Origin of the sequence: Polaribacter sp. Q13 (assembly GCF_016858305.2) — a bacterium.
Taxonomy (GTDB): domain Bacteria; phylum Bacteroidota; class Bacteroidia; order Flavobacteriales; family Flavobacteriaceae; genus Polaribacter.
This window is the reverse complement of sequence record NZ_CP074436.1, coordinates 4,136,102-4,148,875: the sequence shown is the minus strand read 5'-3', so window position 1 is coordinate 4,148,875 and position 12,774 is coordinate 4,136,102. Positions and strand designations below refer to the sequence as shown.

Here is a 12,774-nt window from a genome sequence, read left to right as displayed (position 1 = left end):
TTTATAGTGTTATCTCTAAACGAGGTGCAAATATACAGATAATTCTAATTCTGAACAAAACTATTTTACTATTATTTATCAAATAATTTCAATTGCTTAAAAATGTATGTTTTTTGCAGACTCTTTACGGCTAATTAACATGGGAAAAGAAACGCCTGCCGTTAGAGAAAAAATAATAAAAATAGCTTTTAAGCCATCATTTATAGTATGATTTAATATAATTTGATATGTTTTTGCATCTAACTCTGTTGTAAGCTTAAAAAAACCTAACATAGCCTCATACGCAAAAGCCCCTGGAATCATAGGTATAACTGCCGGAATAGATAAAATTAGAGGTGGCACATGTTGTTTATGTGCCGCTGGAATACTTAAAAACCCAACAACAATAGCCCCTACTAATGATGCTAGCGTTATATGTACCCCAAAGTGAATTAAAATTAACTTACAAGTACCGCCAATAGCTGCTAACACAGCTGCCATAATTAATGCTTTTTTAGGTACATTAAATAATTTAGCAAAACCTACAGAAGCAACAGCCAACCAAACTGCCATTTCTAAAAAGTGGAAAATTTTCATCTTTAAAAATTATAAATTAACATGGCAACAAACATGCCTAATGAAATAAATAGTGCAATTAGCATGGCATGAGTACCTCTAACAATTCCGTTCATGGTATAACCATCCATTAAATCAGAAAATGAATTGATTAAAGGTACGCCAGGAATTAGAAATAAAACAGAGGTAGCAAAAGCCAAATGATTTGTGCTACTATCATTTAAAAAAGTACTTCCACCAGCAATTAAACTGGCTGTTAATGCAGCAAAAGCAATACTTAAATAAACATTAAATTTTATTTTTGCCGAATAATGCCTTACAATAAAACCAAAAAATGTAGCTACAAAAGCAATAAGCATATCTAAATACATCCCTCCAAATAATCTACAGAACCCTGCATCTGCAAAACTTACAAAGATTAAAACCGATATAAATGAGTAACGAGGAATGTTTTTTATTCTAACAATCTCATTTTGTAATTGTTTTAATAATAATTTACCTTCTACAACTTTCCAACTTAATTTACTTATTTCTGATACTAGAGTAAAATTTACACTGTGCGGAGGTGTTTTTTTAAAACTATTATAAAGTTCGTCTGTTGTGTTATTTCTTAGTAATAAAAATACCGTTTTATGGGTTATTAATGTTTCGCAACTATACCCTAAACCAGCTCCTAAACGTTCTATAGTCAACCTAATTCTATGGGTACTTGCTCCAGACTCCATTAACAAACTACCTACTTCTAAAAGACTATTAGAAGTTTCTATAATTTCTTTATCTTTCATTTTATGTTATTTCCTTCCAAACATTAGAAGACTTAAAAGATTTATAATACTAACTCTTTGTACACTATTTCTAACGCTTTACTAACCGTTCTATTAATTACCTTTTCTCTTGGTTGGCCAAAATTAAATTCTTCTACAATTTCTTTATCATCAGAAATAACAGCAATGTAAACTATCCCTACACTTTTATCTGTAAGATCTGTTGTTGGCCCCGCATTACCAGTTACTGCAATTGCATAATTTGTTTGTAATTTAGCCTTAACTCCTTTAGCCATTTCTAAAGCGACTTCTTTACTAACTACACTATATTTTTTGATGGTTTCTGCAGAAACACCTAATAAATTAATTTTTGTTTCGGCAGAATAAGTTACAAAACCACCTTTATAATAAGTAGAAGCACCTGGTACAGAAACTAAATTTGCAGAAATTTGTCCACCTGTTAAGCTTTCTGCGGTAGAAATAGTTTTATTTTTCTTTTGTAACAACTCCCCTATTCTTTTTTCTAAAGAACTATCATCATCTAAACCCGTAATAATTTCTGGTAGTAATTGGTAAATTTCAGCTACTTTCTCATTTATCTCAGTTTCTAAAATTTCTTTGTCCTCGCCTTTGGCGGATAAACGCAGCCTTACTTTACCAAATGAGGGTAAATATGCCAACTTAATATAAGAAGGTAAATTATTTTCGAATTCTTCAATTCTTTCTGCAATGCTACTTTCTCCGGCTCCATACGTCATAATAGTTTTATGAATAATGAAGGGTAATTTAAATTGCTTCTGAATTTTTGGTAAAACTTTATGGGTAATTAAACCTTTCATTTCATACGGAACTCCTGGAAGTGACACAAAGACAGTCTTATTTTCATAAAACCACATTCCGGGTGCAGTACCAAAATTATTCATTAACAAAGTTGCTTTTGAAGGCAATTGTGCTTGGTATCTTTGTATTTCTTTAAATGGATGATTTATTTTTTGGAATAGTCCTTTTATATGTGCTATTACCTCCGGATATTCTATAAACTTATTATCATTAAAAAACTTCGCAATTGCTTTTTTAGTAATATCATCTTTAGTTGGACCTAAGCCTCCGGTTATGATAACAATATCCACCCTATCTTGTGCTTCTTTTAGAGCGTTTAGAATGTGTTGCTCATCATCTTGAATAGATGTTATTTGATACACTGAAACTCCTATTTTATTTAATTGCTGACCGATAAATTGTGAATTGGTATCTACAATTTGTCCGATGAGAATTTCATCTCCTATAGTAATAATTTCTGCTTGCATATAATTTTATTTAAACGCAAAGGGCGGAGAGTTATTTCGCTAAGGGCACAAAGAAAATATTTCTTTGCCTTTTGCTCACTTTTCGTTTTCTTTGCGAACTTTGCGGTTAATTTCTACTTTACCCTTATATTAAAAGCTTCTTTTCCTTCAATAACTCCTTTTAAATTATCATTTTCTACAACTTTACCAACACCTGCTGGTGTACCTGTAAAAATAATATCTCCTTTTTTAATGGTAAAGTATTGAGAAACATACGAAATTAGTTCATCGGTTTTCCATAGCATTGCATTGGTATTTCCGTCTTGAACAAGTTTATCATTTTTATACAATTGAAACTGTAAATTCTCCAAATCAAAATCTTCCTTCGGATAAAACTCTCCAACAACGGCACTTCCGTCAAAAGCTTTTGCTTTTTCCCAAGGCAATCCTTTTTCTTTACATTTTGCTTGTACATCTCTTGCCGTAAAATCGATTCCTAATCCAATTTCATCGTAATACTTATGTGCAAATTTGGCATCAATATGTTTACCCACTTTATTTATTTTCACCAAAACCTCAACTTCATAATGAACATCATCTGAAAAAGGTGGAATAAAAAATGGATTTTTTCTTGGTAAAATAGCAGAATCTGGTTTTAAAAAAACTACAGGGTTTTCTGGTCTTTCATTTGCTAATTCTTCTATATGTTTTGCGTAATTGCGCCCAATACAAATTATTTTCATAAACTATAATTACAATTTATGAATTATGAATTACAAATTATCAAAATTCGTAATTCATAATTCGTAATTAAAAATTATTCTCCTGCCTCCGGAAAAACAATAGCTCTATTTCCTGAAACAATTATTTGATGATTCAAGTGATTTTTTACTGCTTTTGCCAATACCAATTTTTCTATATCTGCACCAATTCTTTTTAAGGTTATTGGTGTACTTTCATGCGTTATTGGTTTTACGTCTTGCTCTATAATTGGCCCTTCATCTAAATCTACAGTTGCATAATGCGCCGTTGCTCCAATTAGTTTCACACCTCTTTCATACGCTTTTTTATACGGATTTGCTCCTTGAAAAGCAGGTAGAAATGAATGATGAATATTAATAATTCTCTCAGGATAATGTTTAATAAAATCCGAAGATAAAATCTGCATATACCTTGCCATAATTACTAAATCTACCTCATTAGCGTCTAACAATTGTACAATTTGATCTTCTTGATCTCTTTTGGTCTCTTTTGTAACTGGTAAATGATAAAAAGGTACATTAAACATATCTGCTACATACCTTAATTTGTTATGATTACTGATAATCATTTTTACATTACAATCTAAACGTCCTTCTTTAGATCGTTCTAACAAATCATATAAATTATGACTTGTGTGCGAAACCATAATGGCTACATTTTGTTTTTTATCGCAATAATTTACAGACCAATCCATGTTTAATGGTGTTGCCAATTTCGAAAAATTATTTTCTAGTGTTTCCTTAGAGATATCCGTTCCCTCTGCATCTAAACGGACTCTCATAAAATAGGAGTTCTCAAGTGAATTTACATACTGCTGAGAACTTAAAATATTGAATCCGTTTTCATAAAAAAAACTGGTAATTTTTGCTACCAATCCTTTTTGATCCGGACATTTTATTAAAAAAGATACTACTTGTGGTTTCATTATAATTAATTATGAATTACTAATTTCAAATTACGAATGTTGATAATTCGTAATTATTAATTTCAAAATTGTTAATTGGTTATGGTATCCATTTTTTAGGAAAGTTTGGTTTTCTCTTTTCAAGAAAAGCATCTCTTCCTTCTTTTGCTTCATCAGTCATATATGCTAAACGGGTAGCTTCACCAGCAAAAACTTGCTGACCAACCATACCATCATCTGTTAAATTCATGGCAAACTTTAACATTTTTATAGAAGTCGGACTTTTAGCTAATATTTCTTGCGCCCATTCATAAGCCGTATCTTCTAATTCTTCATGCGGAATAACGGCATTTACCATGCCCATATCATACGCTTCTTGTGCAGAATAATTTCTTCCTAAAAAGAAAATTTCACGAGCTCTTTTTTGCCCTACCATTTTTGCCAAATAAGCAGAACCATAACCACCATCAAAAGAAGTTACATCGGCATCTGTTTGTTTAAAAATTGCATGTTCTTTAGAAGCCAAAGTTAAATCGCAAACCACATGTAAACTATGTCCGCCACCAACTGCCCAACCCGGAACCACTGCAATTACAGCTTTTGGCATAAACCTTATTAAACGTTGTACTTCTAAAATATTTAACCTGTGATACCCATCTTCACCAACATAACCTTGATGTCCACGCGCTTTTTGATCACCTCCAGAACAAAAAGAATACACACCATCTTTGGTGCTGGGCCCTTCTGCAGAAAGTAGTACCACACCAATGTTTACATCTTCTCCTGCATCATAAAAAGCATCGTATAATTCTTTGGTTGTTTTAGGTCTAAAAGCATTTCTAACATTAGGCCTATTAAACGCTATTCTAGCAACTCCATTACACTTCTTATAGGTAATGTCTTCGTATTCTTTAACAGTTTTCCACTCGGGTTGTATCATAATTTTGTATTTTGGACGTTCTTTTAGAAGAACAAAATAATTGGTTACAAAAATAAAGAATCAAATTTATGATAAAGAAATCGTTCATACTAATATTTATGCTGTTTTGCCTTAGCGGGTTTTCTCAAAATATTATAAAAAAAACTATCCTATCTGATTATGCTGATGATCAAAGAAAAATAAGAATCTACCTTCCAAAGGGTTATGACAAAAATGAAGAAAAAAACTATCCTTTAGCTATTGTTTTAGATAGTGAGTTTTTGTTTGATACTTATGTTGGTAATTCTGTTTTATTTGCAGCTAAAGGCAAAGCCCCTAAACAAATTGTGGTAGGAATTGAAATGGCTAAAACCAGAAAAAAAGACACCTATTTTAATGTAACTAATGGAGAATTAACTACAGATAATAAGAAGTTTTATCAATTTATAAAAGATGAAGTAATTTTTGAATTGGAAAGTAATTACAATACTTCTCCTTTTATTACTATTGTAGGGGAAGGCACTTCTGCCAACTTAGTTTCCTTTTTTTTAGGTGAAGAAATCCCTCTGATCAACTCTTACATTTGTATAAATCCTACTTTTTCTGATTTTACAGGACAACAAATGCAAGATTATAATTTACCTAGATTATTAAAAGAAGACAACACTTTTTACTTGTACATCAACAACTCCACTTCATTTTCTACAACAAAACAGACTCAAATAGGAGAATTACAAACAGGTTTAAGTGCTTTAGAGTTAAAAAACTTTAATATTATAAATGACACTATAAATACTACTAGCAGCATATCTGCAATGAGCGAAGCAATTCCTAGAGCTTTAAACAAAGTTTTTGAAGTTTACTCTGCTATTTCTAAAGAAGAATTTGAGAATAATATAAAAGATTTATCTCCTTCTGACGCAATTGCTTATTTAGAAAACAAATACGTAGAAATTGAATTCCTTTTTGGGAGTAATTTAGATATTAGAGAAAGTGATGTGTATGCAATAGAAAAAATAGTTATGGAAAAAGAAAATGGAGATCAATTACTTCCGTTTGGTAAAATGATTCTAAAATTATATCCATCATCTCCTTTAGGTGATTATTATGTTGGTAAATATTACGAAAAAGGAAAACAAATTAGAAAAGCTATTATACAGTATAAAATTGGTTACGGAAAAATGGATCCTGCAGACCCAAATGCCGATAAGTTTTATGAAAATATTTTAAGATTGGGCGGAAGGTAAAAAGTATGTCGTATGCAGTATGCAGTATGCAGTATGCAGTATGCAGTATGCAGTATGCAGTATGCAGTATGCAGTATGCAGTATGCAGTATGCAGTATGCAAAATTAAAAAATCTATAATCGTTAAAAAAATAACAAATAAAATTTATAAAAAAATAACTTTACTGCCTACTGCTAACTGACGACTGAATACTGATGTTACACCAACTCTATTCTATCTTCTTTAATAAGAATTAGTTTTTGTCTATATAAATTTCCAACAGCTTTTTTAAAGGCTTTTTTACTCATTTTCATATGAAAACGAATAGAATCTGGAGAACTTTTATCTGTTAATAATAAAAAACCTTCTCTACTCTCTTTTAATTTTGTCAATACTTTCTCTACATCAGAATCTATTACATTTCTAAAACCTTGTGGTCTTAAAGAAACATCTATTTTTCCGTCTTCACGTATTTGCTTGATGTATCCTGTAACTTCCATATTCTCTTCTAATTCCTGAAAAACTTCACTTCTAAAAAGTAAACCATCAAATTCTTCATTAATTAAAACGGTATACCCTAAATTGGTTTCTGTCTCAATTACTAAGCTAACTTTATCTCCCTCTTTCAAGTACATCTCTACCTCTTCCGAGTTATTTTCGTCATCTTGCAAGTTCTCTTCTTCGTCGTATAAATCTTCTTGTAAACTCATTATTGTATATATTTAAAATATTCTTTTAAAATTAAATTATTTTCTTCACTTGGCGTAAAGATTTCTAATATTTTTGGTTTTTCTGATGCTTCATAAAAACCTTTTAATTGTGCTGTTACTGTTTCGGTAGAATCTGCCTTTAAATAATCTAACTCGTACATTTTACATAAATGTTCTGCAGTTAAAGTATGCGGAGTTTCAAAATACCTCGCAGCATTGGTAGTTCCTGGTCCCGGAATAATTTTAAAAATTCCACCACCAGAATTATTGATTAATATAATTCTAAAATCCTTCGGAATATTAGCGTTCCACAAAGCATTACTATCATAGAAAAAACTAATATCTCCAGAGATAAAAACCGTCTGCTTTTCACTTGCAAAAGCGGCTCCAATTGCCGTTGAAGTACTTCCGTCAATTCCGCTTGTTCCTCTATTACAAAACACCTTGTTTGATTTATCAATAGAAAATAATTGCGCATATCTAATAATAGAACTATTACTAATTTGCAACTTACTATTAGCTGGAATACTTTCTACAACCTGCTCAAAAACTTTAAAATCTGAATGTGTTGCTTTTGATAAATATTCTTGATGTTTTACACGTTTTTCATCACAAATTTGCAACCATTTTTGTTGATACTTACTTTCTTTTTTTATTATTTCTTTATTAAATTTCAAAAAGAAATCTAATGGTTTTATTTGTATAAATTCTGACAAACAGAAAAACGTATTTACTGCTTTCTTTTCATCTATATTCCAATGATGTTTTGGTTGATATTTTCTTAAAAACTGTTTAATTTTCTTAGAAACAATCATGCCTCCAAAAGTAATTAACACCTCTGGTTTTAAATCTTCAAACTGATTTTCATCCAAAGAAAAAATTAACTGATCTATAGAATTAACAGACTTTTCTTGATGTAAATTAGAGGTTGTTTCTGTTAAGATTAACACAGATTCATCCTCTGCATACAAATCCATTAATTTATGTAAATCGGCATCAGGATAATTAACGCCAACAAGAATCATTTTCTTTTCTACTGCATTCCATATTTTTGATAAATTCCCATAATCAATATGAGAATTATCTAAAGAACTTAAAGCAATATGCGGAAAATTAAAACTTTGCATTTCTTCAACAGTTTCATACAAAGGCTCATCAAACGGAACGTTTATATGCACAGGTCCTTTTTGTGAAACTGCTATTTGCAAAGCTTCTCCTATTAATTGAGAATTACGTGTTTTATATTTCTCGTTCTCAATTAGATTGGCAGCGAACAAAATATGATTATCAAACACATTTTCTTGACGAATCGTTTGCCCGTCTCCAATATCAATTAAATGTTTTGGTCTGTCCGCAGAAATTACAACCAACGGAATGTTGCTGTAAAAAGCTTCTGCAATTGCCGGATAATAATTTAACAATGCAGAACCAGAGGTACAAATAATGGCTACAGGTTTCTGAGTTTGTTGCGCAATACCTAATGCAAAAAAAGCAGCACAACGCTCATCTACCACACTTAATGCTTTTATTTCTGGGTGATTAGAAAAACCAACCGTTAACGGAGCATTTCTAGATCCTGGAGAAATAACAACGGTATCAATATGAAATTGAATACATGCTGAAATTACAATTTGTGCTAAAGGTTTCTTTGGGTACATTTAATATAGTTGCAAAGTTACAAAGCCGCAAAGTTACAAAGTCAAAAAGTTATTGAAGATAAAAAAGTCGCAAACTTTCATTTATTACTATGAAAGTTAACGACTCTTTAATTTTATTTATTAGCTATTAGCTCGCAAACAAGTTTAGCCCTGATTGAGCGGTCTGTTTGAGCTCTTTTTTGCCTTTTTAGCAAAAAAAGCGAGTAGCGAAAGCAGGAAATAGCTTCAAATAAACATTTTCCACACTCAATTCCCACCACAGCTCCTTCCCTTCAGTAAGGTTAGGATGGGTTTATTAATTCCCTTTTTGGTAATCTGCTAAAAATTTAGCCAAACCACTATCTGTTAAAGGGTGTTTTAACAAACCTTCAATTGCACTTAAAGGCCCAGTCATAACGTCCGATCCTAATTTTGCACAGTTAATAATATGCATTGTATTACGTACAGAAGCCGCTAAAATTTGAGTTTCGAAACCGTAATTGTCATAAATTAAACGAATTTCTTTAATCAAGTTCATTCCGTCTGTAGAAATATCATCTAAACGACCAATAAACGGAGAAACATACGTTGCTCCTGCTTTAGCAGCCAATAAAGCCTGACCTGCAGAAAACACTAACGTTACGTTTGTTTTAATTCCTTTAGAAGAAAAGTATTTACACGCTTTTACACCGTCTTTAATCATTGGTAATTTTACCACAATCTGAGGATTTAAAGCAGCCAAAGCTTCTCCTTCTTTTACCATTCCGTCAAAATCTGTAGCAATTACTTCTGCAGAAACATCACCATCTACCAATTCACAAATTGCTTTGTAATGGTTAATAATATTTACTTCGCCAGTAATTCCTTCTTTAGCCATTAAAGATGGGTTTGTAGTAACTCCGTCTAAAATACCTAAAGCTTGCGCTTCTTTAATTTGCTCTAAATTTGCAGTGTCAATAAAAAATTTCATTTATATATATTTAGTTGTAATTGTTCTTAATAATTGTCATCTCGAGCGGAGTCGAGAGGTTTTGGGCGTTCGAGCGGGCTTTACGCACTCGCTTTTTTTGTTAAAAAACAAAAAAGAGCTCAAACAATTGCTTCAATCCCTAACGCAAAGATAGTTAGTTCATAACAATTCTTAGAAGTTAAATAAAGATATTTTCAGACCTCACAGGTTTTAAAAACCTGTGAGATCTTGATCAGAATCTACAATTTATAATGGTTCATTAAAATCTTCTCATACATTCTATCTGGTAAAATTCGTTTTAAAACAATAGAGAATTTTTCCATAAAACCACCAACCTTGTAATGTATTTTCGGGTTTTTAGTTTCTATAATCTTATGCACCGCTTTTGCCATTTCTATCGGATCCATTCCTCCGCTTACATGCGCGTCCATCAAATTTAAATTCATTTGATAATTTTCTTTGTAAGCAGAATCATCAAAAACAGGCGTATGATATCTTCCTGCAGCAATATTGGTTGCAAAATCTCCAGGAGCAACACAAGCAACTTTAATCCCGAATGGTTTCACTTCCATACTGGTCGCTTCCGTTATTGTTTCTAAAGCTCCTTTTGTGGCAGAATATAATCCTCTGAAAGGCAATCCCATATAACCAGCAATAGAAGTTACGTTTATAATAGTACCCGATTTTTGTTTGCGCATTTGTGGTAAAGCCGCTTTCATCACATCTACAGCACCAAATAAGTTCGTATTAAAAACAGCACGCATTTCATCTGTTGGCGTATCTTCAATTGGGCCAGTAATTCCCATTCCTGCATTATTCACCAAAACATCCAACCTACCTTCTTTCTTGATAATAAAATCGATTGCCTTATTTATAGTATCCACTTTTAAAACATCTAAAGCAATCAGATCAAAAGAAAAGTTTTCTGAGTTCTTAGGGTTTCTGCTTGTACCATAAACTTTATATCCTTTTTCAGATAAAAACGTAGCAATAGATTTTCCTATTCCGGACGAAGCACCGGTAATTAATACAACTTTACTCATAAAAATTTAAAATTCTAGAATTAAGATTCAATGTTTACTAAGTAACATCTTTAAATATTAGCAAATATCTTAAAACTAAGTGTAGAAAACTAAAAAGGAGAAAGTTAATAACTATTATAAAAAAGAAAAATTCTGAAGAAGTTCAGAATTAAATTATAGTAAATAAAAAATGGCAAGCTACCTACATCACACTGCTACAACCTAATACCTTTGCTGCGTTCCCGCCCTGGAGGATTCAAAGGGAGCTAGTTGTGTAGGACTTGCCGCGGCAAATTTACAATCTATTTTTATTTTGACAATAAAAAAAGTGTAAATTTTTTGTAACATTTTCAATAGTCTGAATACTAATGTATTGTTGTGATAGTAAACAAACTTTTATGAATAATTAAAAACTATCAACAATGAAAACAATATATTTGTATAACTAAACTTTTAAAAAAAAAATGGAAAATCAAGCAAATAGTAAAAACATCATACTAAATTACGGTCTATACTTAGGTCTTATTGGTGTAATTACACACTTAATTCTTTTTGCCACAGGAACTTTATTAGAATTTCAATGGATAAATAGTGTTGTAAGTTTTATTGCTATGATAACGCTTATTATAATAGGTATTAAAACATTTAGAACAGCAAATGGTGGTTTTATTTCTTGGGGAGAAGGCGTTAAAATAGGTTTAGGAATAACAATGATTAGTGCCGTAATTGGTTTAGTTTACACATTAATTTTCATGAATTTCATAGACCCTACTTTTCAACAACAAGCTATGGAATTACAACAACAAAAATGGTTAGATTTTGGTATGACAGAAGAACAAATTGATGCTTCTACTGCAATGGCAGAAAAATTTCAGTCTCCGGGCATATTATCCGCTATTATTTTAGCAACATCCGCATTCTTTGGTTTTATTGTTTCTGCAATAGTCGCAGCAATAATGAAAAAAAACGAAGAAGAAACATACTAAATTTTAATATTCTAGGTTTTGTACAAACTAAACTTTGAATTATAAATATTGAATAAAAAGAACATGGATATCTCGGTAGTAATACCACTTCTTAACGAAGATGAATCTTTACAAGAATTATACGATTGGATTGCAAAAGTGATGCAATCCAATCGTTATTTATATGAAATTATTTTTATTGATGATGGCAGCACAGATAATTCTTGGAATGTAATTGAAAAACTATCAACCAAACATACAGAAGTAAAAGGAATTCGGTTTCAAAAAAACTATGGAAAATCTCAAGCTTTAGACGCTGGTTTTGAAATGGCAAAAGGTGACGTAGTTATAACCATGGATGCCGATTTACAAGACAATCCAGATGAAATTCCTGAATTGTACGATTTAATTATTAAAGAAGATTTCGATCTTATTTCTGGTTGGAAAAAGAAACGTTATGACAATGTTATCACTAAAAACATACCTTCTAAATTATTTAATGCAGCAGCCAGAAAAACATCTGGTTTAAAACTAAACGATTTTAATTGCGGATTAAAAGCGTACAAAAACGAGGTGATAAAATCTGTAAAAGTAAGTGGCGAAATGCACAGATACATTCCGGTTTTAGCTAAAAATGAAGGGTATACTAAGATTGGAGAAAAAGTAGTACAACACCAAGCAAGAAAATACGGAGAAACAAAATTTGGAATGGACCGTTTTGTAAATGGTTTTTTAGATCTGATTACTATTTCTTTTTTATCTAAATTTGGTAAAAGACCCATGCATATTTTTGGACTTTGGGGAACCTTAATGTTTTTATTCGGAATTACATCTGCCTTTTACATTGGTGCTTTCAAACTTTATAAAGTATTTAATGGCATAAAAACAATTTTAATTACAGATAATCCTTGGTTCTATATTGCATTAACTTCCATGATTTTAGGAACTTTATTATTTTTAGCCGGATTTATTGGGGAACTCATAATAAAAACAAAGAGCAACGAAAAACACTATACAATTAAAGAAAAACTCAATTTCTAAATAGTATATTTGT

13 protein-coding genes and 1 other RNA gene are annotated in these 12,774 nt (G+C 31.2%); 3 read left to right on the top strand and 11 right to left on the bottom strand.

What is annotated here, in order from left to right:
• Positions 1-96: 96 nt before the first annotated feature.
• From JOP69_RS17565 to JOP69_RS17540, 6 genes are all read right to left on the bottom strand, one after another.
• Positions 97-576 carry a threonine/serine exporter family protein gene (locus tag JOP69_RS17565; protein WP_203393573.1) on the bottom strand — a complete coding sequence of 160 codons (480 nt, stop codon included), beginning with the start codon at positions 574-576 and terminating at the stop codon, positions 97-99.
• 2 nt (positions 577-578) lie between these two features.
• Entirely contained in the window at positions 579-1,340 is a 762-nt protein-coding gene (locus JOP69_RS17560) for a threonine/serine exporter ThrE family protein (protein ID WP_203393574.1), read from the bottom strand.
• A gap of 41 nt (positions 1,341-1,381) precedes the next feature.
• Complete coding sequence (locus JOP69_RS17555) at positions 1,382-2,626, bottom strand: competence/damage-inducible protein A (protein ID WP_203393575.1); 1,245 nt, start codon at positions 2,624-2,626, stop codon at positions 1,382-1,384.
• A 113-nt stretch (positions 2,627-2,739) separates the two neighbouring features.
• Positions 2,740-3,348 (bottom strand): fumarylacetoacetate hydrolase family protein, encoded by a 609-nt coding sequence (locus tag JOP69_RS17550; RefSeq protein ID WP_203393576.1) that lies wholly within the window; start codon positions 3,346-3,348, stop codon positions 2,740-2,742.
• Positions 3,349-3,422: 74 nt separating this feature from the next.
• Positions 3,423-4,292: a formyltetrahydrofolate deformylase gene (gene purU, locus JOP69_RS17545; protein ID WP_203393577.1), complete on the bottom strand. Its 870-nt coding sequence runs from the start codon at positions 4,290-4,292 to the stop codon at positions 3,423-3,425.
• Between the two features lie 79 nt (positions 4,293-4,371).
• On the bottom strand, positions 4,372-5,211 hold the full coding sequence (locus JOP69_RS17540) for a 1,4-dihydroxy-2-naphthoyl-CoA synthase (protein WP_203393578.1): 840 nt from the start codon (positions 5,209-5,211) through the stop codon (positions 4,372-4,374).
• Positions 5,212-5,309: 98 nt separating this feature from the next.
• Here JOP69_RS17540 and JOP69_RS17535 point away from each other — a divergent pair, with 98 nt between their 5' ends.
• Positions 5,310-6,437 (top strand): alpha/beta hydrolase-fold protein, encoded by a 1,128-nt coding sequence (locus JOP69_RS17535; protein ID WP_252191141.1) that lies wholly within the window; start codon positions 5,310-5,312, stop codon positions 6,435-6,437.
• Between the two features lie 197 nt (positions 6,438-6,634).
• Here JOP69_RS17535 and JOP69_RS17530 read toward each other — a convergent pair whose 3' ends face one another.
• From JOP69_RS17530 to ffs, 5 genes are all read right to left on the bottom strand, one after another.
• Positions 6,635-7,126: a DNA-binding protein gene (locus tag JOP69_RS17530; RefSeq protein ID WP_249987321.1), complete on the bottom strand. Its 492-nt coding sequence runs from the start codon at positions 7,124-7,126 to the stop codon at positions 6,635-6,637.
• The gene (gene menD, locus JOP69_RS17525; RefSeq protein ID WP_203393580.1) at positions 7,126-8,784 is read right to left on the bottom strand and encodes a 2-succinyl-5-enolpyruvyl-6-hydroxy-3-cyclohexene-1-carboxylic-acid synthase; all 1,659 of its coding nucleotides are present in this window, start codon (positions 8,782-8,784) and stop codon (positions 7,126-7,128) included. Before menD ends, JOP69_RS17530 begins: the two co-directional genes overlap by 1 nt.
• Positions 8,785-9,079: 295 nt before the next feature.
• On the bottom strand, positions 9,080-9,733 hold the full coding sequence (gene fsa, locus JOP69_RS17520) for a fructose-6-phosphate aldolase (RefSeq protein ID WP_203393581.1): 654 nt from the start codon (positions 9,731-9,733) through the stop codon (positions 9,080-9,082).
• A gap of 239 nt (positions 9,734-9,972) precedes the next feature.
• Positions 9,973-10,776, bottom strand: coding sequence for an SDR family oxidoreductase (locus tag JOP69_RS17515; protein ID WP_203393582.1), 804 nt, complete (start codon positions 10,774-10,776; stop codon positions 9,973-9,975).
• A 167-nt stretch (positions 10,777-10,943) separates the two neighbouring features.
• Positions 10,944-11,042: signal recognition particle sRNA small type (gene ffs, locus JOP69_RS17510), an RNA gene on the bottom strand.
• A 177-nt stretch (positions 11,043-11,219) separates the two neighbouring features.
• Between ffs and JOP69_RS17505 the strand changes: the two genes are divergently transcribed.
• Entirely contained in the window at positions 11,220-11,741 is a 522-nt protein-coding gene (locus JOP69_RS17505) for a DUF4199 domain-containing protein (RefSeq protein ID WP_203393583.1), read from the top strand.
• 63 nt (positions 11,742-11,804) lie between these two features.
• Entirely contained in the window at positions 11,805-12,761 is a 957-nt protein-coding gene (locus JOP69_RS17500; protein ID WP_203393584.1) for a glycosyltransferase family 2 protein, read from the top strand.
• Positions 12,762-12,774 lie beyond the last annotated feature (13 nt).